The sequence below is a fragment of the Bacillus sp. FSL K6-2819 genome (assembly GCF_038008305.1).
Lineage (GTDB): Bacteria > Bacillota > Bacilli > Bacillales > Bacillaceae > Bacillus > Bacillus amyloliquefaciens.
Map to the genome: position 1 here is coordinate 2,139,236 of NZ_JBBOYV010000001.1, position 19,314 is coordinate 2,158,549.

At 34.3% G+C, this 19,314-nt stretch carries 27 protein-coding genes; 1 reads left to right on the forward strand and 26 read right to left on the reverse strand.

Annotation, left to right across the window (positions count from 1 at the left end; all coding sequences use genetic code 11):
- Window positions 1–3 precede the first annotated feature (3 nt).
- The 11 genes from MHH91_RS10845 to MHH91_RS10895 form a co-directional block, all read right to left on the reverse strand.
- The gene (locus MHH91_RS10845) at window positions 4–312 is read right to left on the reverse strand and encodes a DUF1653 domain-containing protein (RefSeq protein ID WP_237701433.1); all 309 of its coding nucleotides are present in this window, start codon (window positions 310–312) and stop codon (window positions 4–6) included.
- Window positions 266–484 carry a hypothetical protein gene (locus tag MHH91_RS10850; RefSeq protein WP_148230871.1) on the reverse strand — a complete coding sequence of 73 codons (219 nt, stop codon included), beginning with the start codon at window positions 482–484 and terminating at the stop codon, window positions 266–268. Before MHH91_RS10850 ends, MHH91_RS10845 begins: the two co-directional genes overlap by 47 nt.
- A 129-nt stretch (window positions 485–613) precedes the next feature.
- Window positions 614–919 (reverse strand): hypothetical protein, encoded by a 306-nt coding sequence (locus MHH91_RS10855; RefSeq protein ID WP_014471947.1) that lies wholly within the window; start codon window positions 917–919, stop codon window positions 614–616.
- 260 nt (window positions 920–1,179) lie between these two features.
- Window positions 1,180–1,527: a hypothetical protein gene (locus tag MHH91_RS10860; RefSeq protein WP_014471948.1), complete on the reverse strand. Its 348-nt coding sequence runs from the start codon at window positions 1,525–1,527 to the stop codon at window positions 1,180–1,182.
- A 14-nt stretch (window positions 1,528–1,541) separates the two neighbouring features.
- Window positions 1,542–1,889, reverse strand: coding sequence for a hypothetical protein (locus MHH91_RS10865; protein WP_373419140.1), 348 nt, complete (start codon window positions 1,887–1,889; stop codon window positions 1,542–1,544).
- A 389-nt stretch (window positions 1,890–2,278) separates the two neighbouring features.
- Window positions 2,279–2,404, reverse strand: coding sequence for a hypothetical protein (locus MHH91_RS10870; protein ID WP_014471951.1), 126 nt, complete (start codon window positions 2,402–2,404; stop codon window positions 2,279–2,281).
- A 197-nt stretch (window positions 2,405–2,601) separates the two neighbouring features.
- Window positions 2,602–2,808: a hypothetical protein gene (locus MHH91_RS10875; RefSeq protein WP_014471952.1), complete on the reverse strand. Its 207-nt coding sequence runs from the start codon at window positions 2,806–2,808 to the stop codon at window positions 2,602–2,604.
- Window positions 2,809–3,102: 294 nt separating this feature from the next.
- Window positions 3,103–3,366, reverse strand: coding sequence for a hypothetical protein (locus MHH91_RS10880; protein WP_041915554.1), 264 nt, complete (start codon window positions 3,364–3,366; stop codon window positions 3,103–3,105).
- Window positions 3,367–4,136: 770 nt separating this feature from the next.
- Window positions 4,137–4,355 carry a hypothetical protein gene (locus MHH91_RS10885; RefSeq protein WP_014471955.1) on the reverse strand — a complete coding sequence of 73 codons (219 nt, stop codon included), beginning with the start codon at window positions 4,353–4,355 and terminating at the stop codon, window positions 4,137–4,139.
- A 50-nt stretch (window positions 4,356–4,405) separates the two neighbouring features.
- Window positions 4,406–5,917: a DNA (cytosine-5-)-methyltransferase gene (dcm, locus tag MHH91_RS10890; RefSeq protein WP_014471956.1), complete on the reverse strand. Its 1,512-nt coding sequence runs from the start codon at window positions 5,915–5,917 to the stop codon at window positions 4,406–4,408.
- A 48-nt stretch (window positions 5,918–5,965) separates the two neighbouring features.
- Window positions 5,966–6,802, reverse strand: coding sequence for a DNA-methyltransferase (locus MHH91_RS10895; RefSeq protein ID WP_014471957.1), 837 nt, complete (start codon window positions 6,800–6,802; stop codon window positions 5,966–5,968).
- A gap of 124 nt (window positions 6,803–6,926) precedes the next feature.
- On the opposite strand from MHH91_RS10895, the gene MHH91_RS10900 reads away from it, so the two are divergent.
- Window positions 6,927–7,274, forward strand: a complete 348-nt coding sequence (locus MHH91_RS10900; protein WP_041915557.1) for a hypothetical protein — start codon at window positions 6,927–6,929, stop codon at window positions 7,272–7,274.
- Window positions 7,275–7,335: 61 nt separating this feature from the next.
- On the opposite strand, the gene MHH91_RS10905 is transcribed toward MHH91_RS10900, so the two are convergent.
- The 15 genes from MHH91_RS10905 to MHH91_RS10975 all read right to left on the reverse strand — a co-directional run bounded on the left by MHH91_RS10905 (window position 7,336) and on the right by MHH91_RS10975 (window position 19,283).
- Entirely contained in the window at window positions 7,336–7,854 is a 519-nt protein-coding gene (locus MHH91_RS10905) for a 5' nucleotidase, NT5C type (RefSeq protein WP_014471958.1), read from the reverse strand.
- Window positions 7,832–8,359, reverse strand: a complete 528-nt coding sequence (locus tag MHH91_RS10910) for an ATP-binding protein (protein ID WP_014471959.1) — start codon at window positions 8,357–8,359, stop codon at window positions 7,832–7,834. Before MHH91_RS10910 ends, MHH91_RS10905 begins: the two co-directional genes overlap by 23 nt.
- Window positions 8,356–8,514 carry a hypothetical protein gene (locus tag MHH91_RS10915; protein ID WP_014471960.1) on the reverse strand — a complete coding sequence of 53 codons (159 nt, stop codon included), beginning with the start codon at window positions 8,512–8,514 and terminating at the stop codon, window positions 8,356–8,358. The genes MHH91_RS10910 and MHH91_RS10915 overlap by 4 nt, the downstream gene beginning before the upstream one ends.
- A 4-nt stretch (window positions 8,515–8,518) precedes the next feature.
- Window positions 8,519–8,722 (reverse strand): YorP family protein, encoded by a 204-nt coding sequence (locus tag MHH91_RS10920; RefSeq protein WP_014471961.1) that lies wholly within the window; start codon window positions 8,720–8,722, stop codon window positions 8,519–8,521.
- Between the two features lie 11 nt (window positions 8,723–8,733).
- Entirely contained in the window at window positions 8,734–9,459 is a 726-nt protein-coding gene (locus MHH91_RS10925) for a 3D domain-containing protein (protein ID WP_340977810.1), read from the reverse strand.
- Window positions 9,456–11,180, reverse strand: coding sequence for a hypothetical protein (locus tag MHH91_RS10930; RefSeq protein ID WP_340977813.1), 1,725 nt, complete (start codon window positions 11,178–11,180; stop codon window positions 9,456–9,458). Before MHH91_RS10930 ends, MHH91_RS10925 begins: the two co-directional genes overlap by 4 nt.
- A gap of 6 nt (window positions 11,181–11,186) precedes the next feature.
- The gene (locus MHH91_RS10935) at window positions 11,187–12,254 is read right to left on the reverse strand and encodes a PD-(D/E)XK nuclease family protein (protein WP_340977816.1); all 1,068 of its coding nucleotides are present in this window, start codon (window positions 12,252–12,254) and stop codon (window positions 11,187–11,189) included.
- Between the two features lie 15 nt (window positions 12,255–12,269).
- Window positions 12,270–13,286, reverse strand: a complete 1,017-nt coding sequence (locus MHH91_RS10940; RefSeq protein WP_259429501.1) for a hypothetical protein — start codon at window positions 13,284–13,286, stop codon at window positions 12,270–12,272.
- A 21-nt stretch (window positions 13,287–13,307) separates the two neighbouring features.
- A complete protein-coding gene (locus MHH91_RS10945) occupies window positions 13,308–14,789 on the reverse strand; it encodes a DnaB-like helicase C-terminal domain-containing protein (protein WP_340977821.1) in 1,482 nt (493 codons plus the stop codon).
- Entirely contained in the window at window positions 14,786–15,337 is a 552-nt protein-coding gene (locus MHH91_RS10950; protein WP_340977823.1) for a hypothetical protein, read from the reverse strand. The genes MHH91_RS10945 and MHH91_RS10950 overlap by 4 nt, the downstream gene beginning before the upstream one ends.
- 48 nt (window positions 15,338–15,385) lie before the next feature.
- Window positions 15,386–16,501 (reverse strand): ATP-binding protein, encoded by a 1,116-nt coding sequence (locus MHH91_RS10955; protein ID WP_259429504.1) that lies wholly within the window; start codon window positions 16,499–16,501, stop codon window positions 15,386–15,388.
- A 55-nt stretch (window positions 16,502–16,556) separates the two neighbouring features.
- Complete coding sequence (locus MHH91_RS10960; RefSeq protein WP_340977824.1) at window positions 16,557–17,798, reverse strand: hypothetical protein; 1,242 nt, start codon at window positions 17,796–17,798, stop codon at window positions 16,557–16,559.
- Window positions 17,799–17,817: 19 nt separating this feature from the next.
- Window positions 17,818–18,192, reverse strand: a complete 375-nt coding sequence (locus tag MHH91_RS10965) for a hypothetical protein (RefSeq protein ID WP_340977825.1) — start codon at window positions 18,190–18,192, stop codon at window positions 17,818–17,820.
- Between the two features lie 138 nt (window positions 18,193–18,330).
- Window positions 18,331–18,714: a hypothetical protein gene (locus MHH91_RS10970; protein WP_041915559.1), complete on the reverse strand. Its 384-nt coding sequence runs from the start codon at window positions 18,712–18,714 to the stop codon at window positions 18,331–18,333.
- Between the two features lie 191 nt (window positions 18,715–18,905).
- Entirely contained in the window at window positions 18,906–19,283 is a 378-nt protein-coding gene (locus MHH91_RS10975; protein WP_014471971.1) for a hypothetical protein, read from the reverse strand.
- Window positions 19,284–19,314: the final 31 nt, after the last annotated feature.

Below are 19,314 nucleotides of genomic sequence, written 5' to 3' on the forward strand. Positions count from 1 at the left end.
CTTTTAATTTATTTTTGTGAACCTCTTAATCTCTTTACCTTCAACAGCCACATTTCCAAAGAACATTTCTTTAGGTCTTGCCCAAAGTAATCCGTCTTGGTCTTCATATGTAACCAGCTTTTCTTCTGTTTCAGTGTGAATGACCTCTCCAATAACCTTATACAGACCGCCTTTATAATGTCTAAACCAGCAACCAACTACTTCGTATGTATCCTTCAAAGCATTCAACAACTTCTGTGCATCTTGAGCACTTTTTGAACTGCTGTCATATTTGCTGAGATGTAAAACCGCTTCCTGCATTTTCAAATTCACTTTGTTCATCCTTCCCGGTTCCTCGAAGTACATTAATTCTATTCACCATTTCTCTAAGCTCTTCAAGCTTCACTTTTGCATTTTCATATTCCCACTCTGGATAATACAAAGATTCCAGCTCCAAAATTCTTCTCTTGAGTAGATTGAGAACTTCTGATAATGCCTTATCCATTCCAATTTCCTCAGCAGTTGTGTTTGAATTTATCAGAGCTTCTCGAATACGTTGAGACTTCCTTTGACTTATACTAATGTCTAATCATCTCCTTAAAATCATCCTTTTATGCAGTTTCCAAAAGCTCTTTCATTTAGCTTCTCTCCACTCAAAACCGATATTAACGTTTGCTTGTTTAGGTCTGATAACTTCAACTGTGCTACCTCTGTCAGACAACCTGCTTTTTAATGCCTTCATATCCTTGTATGGCGATATTTGAAAGGAACTCAGATTGATAAGTATAACTTCATGTTTATCTTTAGCGGCATACTCTCTGTCTAGTGTTCTAACAATGTATACATGAGCATCATTTATTTTAATGAAGTACCCGTCCTCTATCTCTTTCACCTTCGGCTTATCTGCTTCGTTCTTTCTAATCTTTAAATTTATTGGCATTCTCTTCCCCCTTATTTCTATAAAATAAAACTTTTAATTAAATCTCAATCAACTGATTCGTATTTAACCCTTGGATAAGTTGTTTGCATATAAACTTTTTTCATGCACAATGGACATTGAAACGGATACTTCGGTGGGTTTGATGTGAGCATCATATTTGCAAACACGAGCTCTGGAGCTTCCTCGCATTCATCACAATGCAACGTCTCTCTAAAAACTTTAACTTGCTGCGATTTAATCATATTCAGATTCCTCCTTCGTTAAATAAACAATGTACTAACATACAGAACAATCAATGCAAAAGCTGAATACAGTAAAGACTTACCTGCTTTCTTGAAGATATTCTCGTTTCTTTCTTGATCTGACTGTTTTACACCTTTGACAAATATATTAAGTAAAACACCGATAACAAATGAATGAGATAAAGTAACATGAACATTTTGAATATTGTATGTATCAATAAGCAATGGATTTAACACATGATTTAATCCGTAATAAACAACTAGTGACATAGTCAATGCTTCAACAAAAATGAGCAATCCAACTACAATCAGAGAACCTGATCCGATAAAGAAACCGTTCCGAATATCTTTTGTATCCTTATTCAATAAATATCTCTCCTTTAGTCTTTTTTAATTAGCCTCTTCCACCAGGAAGTTTTACGTTTTTCTTCTTGCTCTTTAAAGCGTTCATATTCTTGTTTAAGTTGCTGATTAAATTCCTCTATTTTATCTTGTGTTTGAATCGCTTTTTCAAGGCTTTCTTTATCTTCAATTGTTTTAATTACCTTGTCAGTCTGATATGTCCATTCATTTTTTGTATTGCGCTGCCTGTCTGTTACGACTACGTATTCGTTAAACCCTGGGATATACACTTTCCCTTCGATTTCAATTGGGTCTAAGTCAATGATCCCTTCAAAAAATGGCTGGTATCTACATTGCTTCTCAATTGGGACAAGGGCATCACACAGGTCTAATGTCCAACTTTTCTTAATTACCTTACCTTCAAATGTTGCTTTATGGCGTCCCACTTATTCACCTCCTTAAATGTAACTGCCTAATGTGTAATCTGAGATAATTCCCTCTTCAATTAAGTAGGACATAATTTCTTGGACTTTATCATGTATGATATGTGGAAATTCAAGTTTTTCTCTTGTATAAGCATTCATGTAGTACTGATAATCATATGGTTGCAAACATCTTTCATTTAAAATATCTATTTCACCTTTGAGACTGTTTTTATGTATTGTTAAATTAAATGTGATGTTAGGCTGGATTGATTTTATGAAGTACCACTTTGATTTCACGTGATCTGTAAAACCAATATCCCTCATTTGTTTCTCTTCAAGTATGTGAAACCTCATTTTTCTCCCTCATTGATGATTTTCTTTAAGGCTTTTAAAAGCATGTTTAGTGATTTCTTGTCACCCATTTCATCCCGATTGACCTCAATAAAGTGAATTGCTGACGTTAATTTATCCTGCATTTCAGTTGCTCCTTTCACCATAAAAATTGAATTTTATCTAGACATTGTTGATAATCAGTAAAACCAAACCTGCCAAGAATAACAAACCAGCTAAAACTAATAATCCTAGAGCTATTTGAGCTTTTATTCTCCTTTTAATTCCATATGTATCTAGTGAAACTATTCCAATCAACAAAAGACCCGTGATTTCAAGAATGTTAATGACTAGCTGCAATATTTTCACACTCATCCAGTTTTGCAAGCTTGCACCATACTCCTAATGAGCCTCCTGCTTTCAGTTCTTGGGCTGCAGTCATTGCTTGCTCTCCTTTATTAAATACTGCTACCTTTCCATCTAAGCCAGTCATCTTTCCAACGAATTCTTTACCTGCATAGACCTCAACTACCCATTTTTCATTGTTCATGATTATTCTCTCCTCATTATTTGTTTTGATTTGTCGTATACTGCGCTTGCCCGGGAAATTGTGAATATTCCTTCTGAACATTTTCCTTGCTCTTGTTCATATCACTGTAAGAATAACTCCGAGAAGGAGTGAACATCCTCCGATTAAGAAAACCGTAAGATAAAATGGTTTGCCTTCTTTAAAGTTCTTATTCTCAACCAAACATGCCATTCCATTGCCTAAGAATATTGATCCGAATAAGATCAGACCCAGTATCAAATATGAAATTACATTCATCGCAGATTATCTCCTTATCTACTCATGAGTTGATTCGCGATTAGCTTTCATTGTAGCCACAAAGCTATCATCAAAAGCTTTTTCAGTTAATACATGCTTGCTATACGGTTCCACTAATGTCCAGATTCCTCTTCCTTCTTTTTCAACCCTCAATGCCAACTTTTCTGCCACTTCCAGAGAATCAAAAATCAAATCTTCTCCTGTGACAAAGTTGTTGTACACTCTGCCTTTATTTGTCTCCCCATCACGTCTAACCACTACTACCCATTGTTCTTGTTTCATTTAACATCTCTCCATTCTAGATAAAAGTAATATTTTATTTTTACTCTTAAAGTAGTTGCAAGTATTCCAACGTCTTTTCTAATTTCATGTCTTTACAATTCTCAATGCATTCTTTCTTGATTGCTTCTCCGCATTCTTTATGTACCTGGAATTCCCTGTATTCTTTGTTGTCGGATATTCTTATGTAATAAACGATCTCGCCTATGTGATCCTTGCATTTAACACACTCCAATGCATCACCTCGCTTCCTATATTTCTAATATACTCGCATTCTCTCGAACAATCAACAACTATTTTATTTTTATTCTCAAAAAGTTTCTTTTAAATTTCTTAGCTTTACTGTTGCAGCCAAAATATCCGAATCACACCTTTTCCATATACGGTCATCCTCTGGCCTTAAATTGTTCTCTAAGTAAACCCAAAGCTTATCCAGTATCTCCTCAATCTCATCAACGTCATTATTAATGATATCCCTGGCAATATCCCTAATTACCCGAAACCTCCTCTACGAGAATATGATTATAGCTTTCCCGTTGTCATTCTTTATGTACGGCGAATGTTTTCTCTGAAGGTAATTTGTCTCCTTACCTTCCCCAGTGCTCACGTTATAAACAGTCTTTACCTTATGTATGTCTAATGCCTTCCGTTTAGCCTCTTCTGTAGACGTTGCTTCAATTACCAAAGACGCGTTTTCGCCTTTGTGATTCCTACATCTAACATAGTACCTTTTCAATAAACATCCCTTTATCCTTTCTTTTTATCCTGTTGTATTAATCCTCTTTTAGGTAAGTCTTAAAAAACTCTTCTAGGTTTGCAGCAATTGCACCGGCAACTTCTGCACAATGAGCATGACTCTTTTCTTGAGATCTTAAAAACTCAACCGCAGACTTAGCAATGGCTTTTATTTTCCCCTCGTCTAATTTGCCGCTTCTTACTTCATCTTTAATTTTTTCGGCTTCCTCTTTTAAACTTTCTGGATAGTTAACCACAGGATCGATTCACCTCTTGTATTTTATTTTTACTCTTTAAAAGACAAATTTTATTCAGATTCTTTATTAACGTATGTATGTATTAATTCCTTGAATATTGACTCAAGTACAGTTACAGTAATTGAATTGCCGGCTTGCTTGTACAACTGCGAATTACTAATTCCCACTGATAAAGCTTTCTCAAAATCTTCTTCATCAAATGCTTGCAGCCTCCAACATTCTAATGGAGTGAGCTTTCTAATTCTGTATTTTGGGTATTCACCAATTGCTACACCATGACGATCAATTGTATTAACAGTGAAGGCCGGTTCATCGTCTTCTTTAAAGCGTCTGCCATTTTGTCTTTTTTCTTCCCTTTCTGGAGTTAAGACGGGTCTTATTTCAGGGTTTGGCACAGAAATTTTCACCCCTTCACCCTTATTTGTTGTTATAGTTGGACTTAGCCCATTTGAATTGTAAACCTGGCCATTCATTCCTTTTCCTGAAGGATTAATATTACCAACATACTCAACAGCAATTTTAGGTTCTCTATGACCTCCTCCCATAGTTGTTAATGTTGGTGACACCCCATCAGGCGAGTACACTCTTTTAATTGCATCATGTCCTTTTAGATCAATGTGACCAATCATGATCGGGTCTTCCACTTTGTATAGCGAAATCTGCCCTCCAAGACCACCTACCGATTGGGATGTCAAAGTTGTTGCAATGCCATTTGAATCATAGACTCTATTGCCTTGTTTAAAGTTTCTGGAATATGTTTTTCCGTTATTCAGCCACCTCTTTCCTACGTTAATGCCACCAACAAACACCACATCTTTTTCTTTTGGTTTTTCAATTTGTTCAATCAGTTTAGATGTTTTTTCTTCGCTTAAGTAATACTTCTCATCTACATATTCCTCAAGAATTTCTCGCAATCTCTGTCCAACAATATCTTGTGCAGACCATTTAAAATTGAAACTTTTTATATTTAATTCTTTTAATCTCTTTTTTCCCTTACTTAAAACATCGTTCCTTCCCTTTTCCAAAACCCATTCGTCATTTTCAATTAGATCTTCTCGAACTCCAATTATGTATATACGCTCACGATTCTGAGGAACATTGAAAAATTTTGAATTAAGCAGCTCTAGGTCAATTCTGTAACCAACCTCACTAAAAGCTTCTGCCATCACATTCAAGGTGCTGCCTTTATCATGATTAATTAACCCTTTAACATTCTCAAAAACAAAGAACTTTGGTTGCTTTTCCTTAAGAGTTTCAATGTATTGAAAAAACAACGTCCCCCTTGTATCTTCAAATCCTTTCCGATGCCCGGCTACACTAAAGCTTTGACAAGGAGATCCTCCAACTAAAAGATCAAATTCAGGCAAAAACGTTTTATCTATCTTACTTACATCACCGTAGTTTAGCTGCTCATCAACGTTGTGAATTGCACAATATGACTTAATGGCATACTTATCAATTTCGCTAAAGCCAACCAGTTCATATTCGACCCCAATGTTTCTTAGCGCAGCTTCAAATGCACCGATTCCACTAAAAAGACTCATTACACGTAGTTTACTCAATAAACAACCTCCATATATTTTATTTTTATTCTAAATAAAATTGATCTTTTATTTAGAATTTGCGTACCCTCTAAGTCTTTCGTTTGCAATCTCAATATATTTTGCTTCAGTTTCAAATCCAATCCATTTCCTCCCAAGCATCTCACTTGCAATTGCAGTTGTCCCGCTCCCCATAAACGGGTCTAACACAACTTGCCCTTCATTAGTGAATGCTTTTATAAAAAACTCAGGAAGTTCCACTGGAAATACTGCTGGATGTTTAGATTGTAATGTGTATTGGTTTGATTTTTGTGGAATATGTAAGTGGTTTGATGGTAACGCCAAACTCCTGTTAACCATGGTTTCATTTCTTCTCATGCCAGCAAATCCGCTTCCGTTTTTAGTAAGACCCGTCGCTTTTCGATTAGCTCTTTTTAAGCTTTCTTCTTTCATCGGAACGCCAACTGCATATGGATTAAAAACAATTTCGCTTGATTTTGCAAAGTGGAAAATTGGTTCGAACCCATTTTTAAAGCGACCTTTAAAACGACCAGGGACTCCATTTTTTGTCCAGGTAAATTCATCAACAAACCTCCAGCCTAGTTCTTTCTTCAGCGCGATTACTAATTCATAAACATATAATTCACGCTCACCCTTTGAACAATGTGATTTAATGTTTATAAAGAAACTTCCGGAAGGCTTCAATACTCTATAAAGTTCTTTAGCAATAGGAATAAACCAATTCACATACTCACTAGTTTTAATAGACTTATATTCTCCCTCTCTTCTATCTGCATATGGTGGGCTGGTTACAATTAAATCGATACTTTCATTTTTTAGTTCCTTTAATCCATCTAAGCAATCTATCTTATAAATTTCATTAAATTTTAATTCGTTTATTTTCAAAAGCCTCTTCCTTTCTCTATAAAAGAGATATTTTAATCAGATTCACAAACACTTCACACATTTCAAATATTTAACATGCTAGACTGGAGTTGTAATCACAATCAAAACCTAGGAGGTAATTCTTATGAAAAAGTTTTACAAAGGATTGATTGTTTCTGCTCTATCGCTTACAGCACTAGCACTCCCTGCATTCACATCACAGGCTTCTGCTTTAACCCCTGTCAAATCAGTTGATCAAGTTAAGCAGCTAGGTGATCCGCTTGGTACAGTTGATTTTCACATGCTGAGGAATTCTAACGTATCTCTATTAAAAGGCTACACCCGTTGGGAAATCGTATCTGGAAGCAACCTTATAAGCATTAGTTCCAGTGGTGTCGTATCCTCTCGTTCAACTTTGGGCACTGCATTGGTTTACGCGTATGACATTAACGACAATTATGTGATTTATAAAATTACAGTAGAAGCACGTTAGTTTACTAAGGAGTGTTAATTCACTCCTTTTAACTTTATTTTCACTCTAAATCTAATCTATTTTAAAGTAATTTCCGTTCAATCTCTTCCCAATTCATAACACGAATAAATCTATTGTCATTCCTGTTATGGGGAGCATCAAATAGTATCTTCATTCCTTCAAATGTTTCTAAATTATGTATTCCGTCATCAATCATGATGTCTGCTTTAATTATGTTTTTATTGCCACAAAGCACAACATTGCTATGTGGAATAAATGGAAAATGCTCTGTGAGCCATTCTAACTTAGCTTTAAGGGATTCTGGATGGTTTGTTGCTGTAGTAACAACATATACTTCATATTTTTTCGTCAGCTCCTCAACTGCCCTCTGACTCCCTTCTATAACATCCAGATTCCTGAACAATTCGTAATCCAAATGTCTATAAACATTGTTTTGGGTATTTGAATATTTGCTGATATCCCAGCACAGTATATCTTCCTCTTTTAGAAAAGGATCGTCGTAGACGTTAATGTAGGCTACCCAATCACTTAGTAAATCAGCTAAAACTTGATCCATATCAATTGCAATTACTTTCTTCATAAATCACCCCATCCACTAAAAAGATTATGTCTTCAGCAATTTCTTTACTAGACCACTGCTCAGTATCCCATGAATATGTATGTAATCCTGCATCGCTCATTACTTCTCTATATAACTCTAAGACCGGTTCAATGTCTCGATCATTTATGTATTCGTCACCCCGTTCAAGTAAACGTTGCTTAATAACTTTTGGATCAGCATGTAAGTAGATCACTTTGGCTTTATCTCTAATCTTCTTCTCGATTGTTCTTTGCTGCTCTTCCGTTAAAATTGAGTAATCCTTGAACTTCTTCGCATAAACCAGATTTGAATATATGTATCGATCAATAATTACATTGTCCTCATCGGCCAGCTTGTTGAAGTGTTCAAACAGCTTCTCATTTCCGCTCTTGGCCAATTCAAAGCTGGATCCCTTTATTACCGGATATCCGAGTTCTTTGCTTAGCTTATCTGCTATTGTTGATTTGTAGCAGCAGTCAGTGCCTTCTAAAATAATCATCGTCATTTATCTTCCACCCTTCTTACATTGCTGAAGCCTATCACTCTATATGAGCCGTCTGGAAACTCAACTTCTAATTGCTCATGTCCTTTATCAACTTGCGCAACAACACCAATCTCACCCGTGAAACCTGCAATCACCTTCTCTCCCTTTTTAAACAAACAATTAACCTCCTTTAGCTGGATTTATTTCATGCTCCTTGAAGAATGTAATATCACCTGTTTCATCACTGACCGCGTAATCATATATGGCAGAGTGCATCAACTCAACAATCTTCCCTTCCCGTCCAACATGATGAGGACAAGCACTCTTTGCATTCTCATTTATGATGACTTTTAACCCTTCTGGATAAGACCAAAACTTCGGCAATTAACCGCCTCCTAACTAATAATCGAGATTGTCCCACTTTGTTTACCAAAATTAACTGCGTCACGCTCGGTTGCTACGAGCAAGTCCACTTTATTTCCAACAATTGCGCCACCAGTATCAATTGCTATTGCTTTAAATGTTCTCCCACCAATTCTTACTTCAACTATTGAATTCAATGGAATAACACTTGGATCAGTTGCAATTACACGATACCCTTTGTAATAGATTGATTGAGTGACATTAACACCTGTTCTAGTTGTTCCTGTGCATCCTTCTTGGCAGTGGGCAATATAAGCACTCAGCTTAACCTGGATGGTTTTCTTTGCGGCCGGTGGCTTGTTTTCTTTTTCTTCAATACTAATTTTATTTTTATTCTTAAAAAGTTTATGCTTTACCGTCTCACCTCCCTTCCTGTGCCTTTTCTTACTTTGCTTAGGTTTAATGAGTTTTGCTGAGATAATCTTCTCTGTATGCCTTTTTAATTGTTGTTCTTTGTTCGTTTGAGCTTTTTTAAATAGCCGTGAGACAATATTCTCACTTGATGGTATCCTAATCTGTCTAGGCTTCTTATAAAATGATTCTTTCATTAAGTCTTCATTTCCCTCTGTTTTATGTAAATGCTGCTCATAACTTATGTAAGAAAAAGTGGTTAAGGGAATTAAAATCATCATACCATAAACAGACTTGAAAATGTGTGTTTTAATTTTATTTTTACTCTTAATGGCGATGCATATCACTTCTCCTTCTTTGTTTTCTTTCTATTCGATATTCCTAAATAATCATTTATTCGTTTTTTGGCTATCTCTATGTAATATTCCTTATCAAGATAAGCAGGAACTTTTAAATCAATAACGTTATCATTATTTATAAAGCAGCGCGGTGGAGTATTTCCGATTTTTTCAATTCGTTCTTCTGTTTTAACCTTGAAAACACCTTTAGCATCTTCATCATTAGAAGCAAAAACTCTTAAAACTTTTTCAGGTAGCCTCTCTTCTCCATAGAGAGCGTACATATATTTGTTTGAAACCTTGGATATCTTTTGAAATTCTCTTAACTGATCACATTCATTGATGGTTTTTTCAACTGGAATGTCTTTTGTAAAATACTCAATCATGGCTTTATTTACAATTGGTAAGTCATAATCCAGGTTGTTTAGTTTTTTAACATAGGCACCTTTAGATTTATACTTATGGTCTTTATCAATGATTATATAGTTGTTTACATCCTTCTGATAAATCTTCTCATAAACATCCCACTCTAAATCTAATCGTGTTCTGGTTTCCCACTCCTTTGCCACTTCCTTAATTAAATCAATATCAGATTCCTTTTCAACTTTCATAAACAACCCATCAGTATTTGACTGAATCAGTTTACAATACGGTTCAATTTTCTCGATTAAATCTAATAACAACAGCTGCCCGGCTAAACATACGTTATTGGCCATTAACGGGTCGTAAAGTGGATTATACTGATCTTTCATTGCTCCATACGTTGAGTTTAGGACGATCTTGTAGGGAGCCTGCTTAGGATCTTTTTTGCGTTTAAGTTCTAACCGTGTATCTCTGATTTCAGTATATTTCAAAGGGTTTTTCACGTTACGACTAATGTAATCATATTCAATCATGATTGAAGGGTATAGAGATGCAACATCACAACATAAAATTATCCCTTCATCTTTATACTTTGGTAATGCCCCATGTAAACCTCCCCAGGCAAAAATATGAGGTACACCTGCAACATCAACCTTTAATTTTTTTTTATAATCTAGATTTTCAGGATTTCTATACCAATCAACAATGTGTTTGTATTTTTCAATTTTTAATGTATTAGGAAATCTAAGCTCAAACTCATCTCCCCTGTTTCCTTCCTTTTCAGCCCCCAAGATAAATGCAGATAATTGGGCTTTTGTCTTTGTAAACATGGACATTTCCAAATCAAAGGCTTCAATTAGAGCCAATTGGCTTTCGAATTCCTCCTTTTTATTATCAAACACTTCAATTGTTTGTTTCACATCGTGAATACAGTACTCAACAACTTCCTTAATTTCTTTTTCTGTTAATACTCTTGCGATATCAAATGGTACTGATGACTCCTTAATCCTTGAACCCATAAAGCCTTCTAGCTGCTTTAAGCTGTGGAAACCAGTTGTTATGTCAAAGTTATTCAGTGGGATCTTATAACCTTCTCTAACAACATTAAATCCCTTTACATTATCATTAATAATTCTTGAACTTATATAATAAGGGTTCATTCCTAACAGGATTCCCTTTAAAATGTATTGGTCGTACATTCTAGAGTTGTAACCAATCCAAATATCATCTTTAAACAGCTTATAGAATCGTTTCAGTTCATCAACATCATCTACAATAACCTTACCCTTTTTAGTATCATAATCGATCAGCACAACCATCCAGTTATGTTTAAAAACTTCAAAGTCATAGAATATCTTCCTCATCATTACCCCCTAAGAAAATAGGTTATCAAACAAATCGATCTTATCCTTTTTCTTAAATTTATTTGATGATTTATTTAAAAAATCCTTATAAAACTTGCATGTTTTTCGGTGACCACATAAGACACTGCAATAAAAGGAATTGTATTTATCTATTTTCACTGGTTCCCATTGGGTTTCATCTTCACGGTCTTTATTTTCAATCTTTTTAACAGTATCAGTAATATAATCTTTCAGTTCATTAATTTTCTCTTCAGTAACTTCATATTCAACCATACAATCTTCAAGCCAATACTTATTTTTTATCTCTTCAGGTAAGCAGTCTATGCTATTTTCTTTTACTGCGTTATCTAACAACAAGTCAATTTCGAAATCATCATATTCCAGGCTGTGCATCTCTTTTTCTAGCTGCTTTCGTATCTCCTTTACCCACTTACCTCTGTTACACATTTTCTTTTTCACTTTGGTTTTTCCTTGAGTACATACATAAACGTATTTCACCATGAACCATAGGATTTTATCCACTTTTAAGTCAGTTGTTTGCTCCAATGCAAGCTTGTACATCAATAGCTGTCTTCCTGCTTCATTTAATTTCTTGCCGGCAAACTTACTTGATGTCTTCCAGTCATAAATACTAACATATGGTTTTCCTTTTTTACTGGGAAGGATTGCATCTACATATCCTTGAAGATAAATCCCATCTGATATTTCAAATACAAACAGCTTCTCTAAAACCATTTTGCTGTCAATTTTATTAAAATTGTTTAGGAAATGACCAATGTCTGCTTTCCAGCTGTCCCTGATTGAGTCACTCGGAAAGTTGACTCCATTCAGCTCTAATTCAATTAATCTATTTTCAAATCCCTTTTTAAATTCTCCAATGTCTAATTCATTTTTATAAATCTGTTCAATTCCGTTATGTAATTCAGAACCCATAAGGGTGTAAATATTATCTATGCCTTTCTTTTTCAAAACGTATGTATTGTAGTATTCATATTCACAGTTATTAAAGGTTCCAAGCTTTGAAAAGGAATAAATGTTTTTCCCTTGTTGTCTCAATTCATTTAATTTTTCTTTCAATCAATCATCTCCTTTTCATATCCAAACTGTACAGTCTCTAATTAGACGGTGTAGAGTGCTTTTATCAAGGTCTGCTGGTGCCATTTTTGATCCCTTAGGCAGATACTTGTTTTCACGATCAAATATGTACCCAACTTCATTTTCAAAGAAATTTTCAAACTTTAGGCTGTTGGCAATTTCTACGCTATGTTCTTCACCTAATCCTTCATCCATCATGACTAAAGACTTTTTCGGAAACATTGATTTTATGTGATTTGCTTGAATTTCACTTAAAAAGCTACCTCCTAAAGAAACTCCAACATTCAATCCCTTACTTGCTAAGGCCATTGAATGTTTTTCGGATTCCCCGATCATAACAATGCTCTTTTCTCTAATTGAACTGTAATTTTCAACAAACCCGTATAGCGTTTTGGACTTAGGAAATGAAATAATAGGTAGCCATTTTGTTTCCTCATCATTAACTTCCTTCTTATTAAGACGCCCCATTACACCACACAATTCACCACTAAGAGATTTCCATGGAACCGTTATTCTTCCGGAAACACTATCGTAACCAACCTGGAACAAAGATTGAGTTAAAGGTAATATTCCATCCTCATAAAACAACTTATTTGGAACAGATACAAATTGATCTAAAATGTCTTCGGAATACGTTTCTAGATCCAAATCCATTGGATTACTTAGCTTTCTTATCTTCTTATAAAAACCTCCGAATGGTAACTCAGGTGGTTTATATTCTTCTTCACTTTTATAATCAACTATTTCAGATATCCTTTTGATTGTTTTGGGAAAAGATAAACCCAATTTATTTTGAACAAGTGTTATCAAGTCACCTTTTAAGTTGGTTGAAAAACAGGTTGCACCTAAAGTGGTTTTATTTACTTTTACTGATGTCGGATTTCTTCCTTTTTTTCTTGCACATCTGTACTCATTTCCGCGTTCATCAACGTTGTAAAACCCCGTCTTTTCTAAAATAAGTACTATGTATTCTGGCTTTTCAATAATGTGATTCTTAAGATCATATACGTCCATGATTTCACCGTCCCTTGGTAATCATGTCCGCTCTGTAGTTCTCTGATGTTTAGGAGTACAATAACCGAGCTCAATCCATTTATTCCATGCACCGTCAAATTGATATAGCAACACTGTATCGCCTTCGTCATTCCGTGTCTTATTCAAAAAGAATAATCTATACTTCTTATTTGGGTCTAGCTGAATTTCTTCTTTACTGTTTGTAAATTTTCCCGACGAGTCTTTTTTGAATCTATAGGGTTTAACATCGAATTTTCTTCCTGGGAATTCATCCTCCCATAAAGGTCTTGTTAGAACTAACTCTGAAACAATCTCCTTAACTGCTTTGGCATTTGATAAACAAGACGCTGTTAGATATCTCGTATTCTCCATATAAATGGCCAATTGCATTGTAATGATGATGCAAATATCCTCTTTTTCCGCAACTTGCAATAACTGTTTTGAGGCTTCAATTAGCTCACCTGTTACATTGGTTGAAGCCGCGTCTTCAGCTTTAAATGTATCGTAAAGCATATAACCGAAGCCTTGTTTTGCCATTCTTCTCATTATTCTCTTTACATCATTAATGCTGTAATCATATATCTTGGCAAATTTGATACGCCCCTTGTAATGCTTCTCATAATATTCAATTGCCTTTTGTAACATTTCCTTTTGCTCATTCTTCAGGTTGCCCATTTTTTGTTTCTTTCTTGGCAAACCATAATAACCAAGTTTATGACTTAAAATTGTTGCCATAAAAATATGTTGCCAAGCCCTTTTATTCATTTCATTGGCGATAATTGTTACCTTTTCACCCTGATCTAAAATTGACATGATATAAGAAGAAACACAAAAACTTGTTTTCCCTGTCCCACTAAATCCAGCAAAAATTTGAACATTAGATTTATGAAGTCCTAGCGTGTGATAATTCAATAATGGACATGCAGCTGAATAGCTTAATCCCATTTCTTCCCCGTTTTCAATTGATTCGACAAACTCTTCATTCAAATCAAGATCCTCAATTTTTACTCCTGAACCGCGACCTAGAAAAACATTATCTAATTGAAATTCAAAGTAACTGTACAATTGTTGACTCGTCATCTTCTTGAATTTATCAAGCTCGTTCGAAACATTGAATCCCTTATCATGAAGCTTTAGTATCATGTTAAATTTAATTAGTTCATCATAGTATGTCTCAACGTTTTCATCGTTTAGTACGTGCTTAAGTTCATCAATGGTTTTCATTCCACCTCGCCGAATAAAACCATTTTTTAATGTTTCTTTACCTTCTATGTAGCTGAAAACACTCGCATCATCAAAGCTCTTATAATTCATGTTGCTCAGTTCTAAACCTAGAGAGTAATAAAATTTCCCGTCTTCTGTTAGAAAATCTCTATCCGCTCTCACGTGGTCTTTATAATCCTCATACAAATCAGGGTTTTTCCATAAACAAAATATAAAGCTTCCTTCAATTTGTCCCCTGTTTTCAACTAATTCCTTTGGATAAGAATCTAAGTTGTTCAATACTCGTCCTCCCCATCCAGAAACTCTGTTATATTTTTTGGTGAATTGTTTTGTTTTAAAGATGTGGAATCAACGATATTAGTTTGATTTACAATTGCAATATCAAGATTATGATTTTTTTCAATCATTCTCTGATTTTGTTCATGCAGCCATTCCTTATAAACATCATTGATGTTACTTTCAACAATCTTAAAAATATAGCTAATCATTCCATACTCGTTGTAAAACTCTTTACTAGTTAACCAATATTGAATTGTTTGTTGGTTCTTCTCAAAGCAAATTTGTATCACTTCATAATCATAAAATCTGTTTAGTTCAGCTATCTTTTTTAGAAAAATTGGAGGAATGACTTGACCCTCTCTATAATTCAAGACATCTTTCGCTATGTAATTTAAGAGGTTTTTTCGTTTCACCTTATCATTGATATAGGTTTCATATTCATCCTTAGTACAGTAGTATTTATTTTTCCCCTTATCGTCAGAAACCCTAAAAAAAGTATCAACAGTTCCATTAGCTTTACATATTTGACATACACATCTTCTGGCCAAGAATACCCTCTCCTATTGATAAGGGGGAGACTCTCCCCCTCTTTTCCTTCAGTTAGATAATGCTTCGACTATCTTTTCGAATGCTGTAGTTGGTACAATGTCTACTCCTTTAAAATCTTTCATATTAAATTGATCCATAATTTTCTTCATTTCACCCTTAGCTTTGTCAGTTGCATTAGGGAATAGTACCTTAATCTCTTCTGCCAACCTCTCATTCTCTTCTTTATCAATGAAAGAGGAGTTGTTAACTTCGTTGTGAATTTGAATTTCTTTAATTTGCTCTTGTTCTTTTCTTTCTTCTTCAATGTTATTTGTGTTATTTTTTTGTTTATCAAAAGCCTCATGGATAGCTTGTTCAATTGCTTTAATAAATTCATTCGGATCTAATGGAATAGACGGTGTGATATCTGAGAACCTCGACTTTGAATCAATATTAAAGTTGTCATCTCTAAAAGTGATGATTCTTGATTCGTCAACAACTGTTCCCACTGTTTTATCAGGCCCAATTTTTTGTTTAACTGTTTTCTTTTCAATCGACCGATTAATAGATGCTACTCCTAAGACGTGTAGCTTAGTTTTAATCGCATTGAAATATTTATGTGTCATATTGGTTGTCAGCATGTCATACTCCAAACCAGTAACTACGTCTGTCATTGTTCTCTTTTTCGTATGACCTAAAATAAACATGCTAATACCGACCTTTTTAAGTTCCCACATCTTTTCAAGAATTAACTCGATAACTTTGTCCTCTCCTGCCTGGAAACCACCAAACGCTGCTTTAATGGTATTCACTCTTTTTTCAGGATTTGCTTTATTATGTAGTCTAATAACTTCTGGTTCTGTAATTTTAATCAGCTCATCAAATGTGTCGTATACTAAAACCTTTAAATCAGCATAATCTGTTGTTCTGTTTTTAATAATATCTTTAGTGATTTCATTAAAGGTTGTCCAATCAGGAACATCTTCATAGGAGGCATTGGGGATGGCATCAATACCATCCTCTTTACCAATATTCAAGATTATATACCCGTCTTCTCCGACTAATTTTTCGCAAACTTCTTTAGCTAGAGTTGTTTTACCGATCCCCGATTCACCAATAATTCCAGTGTTATAATCGAGAGGATTAACTTTAATTTTATTCTTTTTACCAAATTTTCTTGCCATATGGATAAACATCTCCTTATTGTTTTTAAATAAATGTCAGTTAGGTCTTTTCAAATCAAGCAAATAAATCATCAAATGCATTATCTTTTTCTTCTTCAGTCACTTTAGGTTCTTCTTTTTCTACGGGTGGTGTAGAATTTTGAATCTGTTGTGGAATATATGTAAGATCTTCAACGTCATATGTAGATTTTACAGCACCTTCTGTAAAATCATTAAAATCATTTCGTTTTTTTAAAATGGGTTTTAAAAGTCTATTTTCTTCCCGGTTTTCACCCAATAACCCTCCCTTAGGTTTAAAGTCATCCAGTGTGTTTAAACCTAAAGCAATCATTTCCTTTTGACTCACTGTGAGTTCATCTTCAGTAAACTCAACCTCTTCTGCACCTCTAAAGATATTCACAACCCATTGAAGGTGATACACTTCATCATTTTCAACTTTAAAGAAGTTTTTCAATAGATATAACTGTTTCATATGTAATTCATTTTCAAAGTCCAATTTTTGTGCATTAATGACTAATTGCTGAGGAAAAAATCGATCTTTTTTTGCCTGATTATCATAGCTAAGCACGTATGCATCTACAAAGTACTTTTTTTCTTCTTCAAATGAAGATTCATCTAAAGATTCACTTGTGAAAAACACATCCATAGTTGCTCTTAGTTGAGATGGTGTATCACTACTAACGATTTCAATAGTTTTAATTCTAAACTTCCTATAATCACGTCCATTCCACGAATTGTATTCAATATTACCTGTAATTTTAAACTTGTTATCCTTATGCTTTTCAAGGTTTTGGGACAAGTATTGAATTGCATCGTATTCATGAATGAATTCTGCACCGTTTACGTTCAATTGTTTATATTCTTCCTTGAGGGTAGATAGGGTTTTATTTTCTTCTTCGGTTAGGGGGTTCTTCATTTCTAATCCTCTAATTTTATATTTCAAATCATTCAACTTGGATTTTGTTGACTCATCGTTTAAGTTAATTAGTATCTTAGAAAAATCAGCAACCATGTCCACAGTTTCTTCTTTCAATCGATCTTCCCATGGAATCTCAAGTCTTGTTCCTTTTTCATTTTCCGTTCCCTTACTAAATGCGGATACTTTATTCGGTTTGCTCTTTGAGTACCCGCCTTTCATTTCAACAGAAACACTGTTTGTTTTTGACTCTTGAATTGCGAAACTTAATCTTTCATTAACCCATCCACTGTCATATTCCTTAATTTCATGGAATTTTTCTTTATTGTTTGAAATAAAAAGGTTACCGATAAATTCAAATTTATTATAAAGTTTGCTCAACATAACGCCTCCGTTAATATTATATTTTATTTTTATTCTTAAAATACTTATAATGAGACTTGCTATTAAACTTACAATCCTTGATACCAAGTAGCTTATTTAATTCTATGTATCTCTTTTTTGGAAAGTCCCAAGGTTCAGGATCACCTTTTACATTTTCAATCCTTATTACTGTTCCATGCCGAATTGTGATCTTTAAGTTTCCATATGAATATGTTTTAGAAAAAAGACCTCTTTTAATTCCTCTTGGCTTAAATTCCTTTACCAACATTACATTCCTGGTTAATTTTCTTCTTGCTTGGTCTTCGTCAATGTCGTAATTCCTTTTGACATCATTTTTGTAGGTATGTAAGGCTTCTGCAGATACTTTCAGTATCTTTAATTCCTTTTTCATCTCTTTCCTCCTTTCTCTCTTTGGGATAACTTAATCTTACATCATCAAAACGAAACGGTCAACAACTATTTTATTTTTATTCTAAAAAGTTTTAAAAAGAGTTGAGCTGCAGATAACAGCTCGACAGAGTGCTTAACTTTAGCTGGGAAAGTTGTTAACCCTTTTAAGGTGGTTATCCATATGTTTTAATATATGAAGTTTTTCATTAAAATTCATATATTCTTCTTTAGTAATTTTCTTTGCTAATTGATATTGACGTGAATCTAATTGAACTTTATGTCCGAGTTTATCTTTAATAATTACGTGTTTAACATTAAAAATCTTGTATACTTCATAAAAGGAGTTCATATCTAGATCATCATATTTGTTTGCACCATTGCCACTTTCTTTAATTCTGTTACCATCATTGTCTATACGTCGTGTATCGATTGGCTTCACAAAATCACCCAATCGAGGTCTTCTATTAAGAGTTTGAAAGTAAACCGTTTCACCGTGCTCGTTTTTTGCTGTTAAGAAGTTCATTTGCTTCTCCTTTATCGACGATATTTTTTAGAATACCTCATAAAAGAAGAGCCGCTTAAATAGCAACTCAAAATGTTTATCTTATTAGCCTCCCACTCTAACTCCCATGACTCAGCCTCCAATAGAATTGATGGACATAATACCACTCCTTTATTAATTCAATTATACCATTTACAAAGGAGTTTGAATAATCAAATAACCTCACTCCAAGACCACATGTTCATTGTTTGCAGCGTAAACCCATCAGGAAGCTTTTTCATTTTAACATTCACATTGTATCTCTTCCCAGTAGTCTTATGGATCACAGCAAGTTCTTCACCATCATAGAACCGCACAATTGCTTCATTAAATTCAATTGGCTGATCAACCACATAACCTTCTTTAAGCGCTCTGATATACAGATAAGGGTCTGTCTTATAAAGCTCATATAGTCTATTACCAAAGTCTTCGTGTTTATCTCTAAGCAGATTAAAATTAATCAGGGATATGTACAGTTTTTCAGATATGTTCAGCTTGTTCTTGAAATACCGGATTGCTTCATCTTGTTCTTTGGTTAAAATATTGGCCATATATCCATCTCCTAAACTTGTTAAAACTACA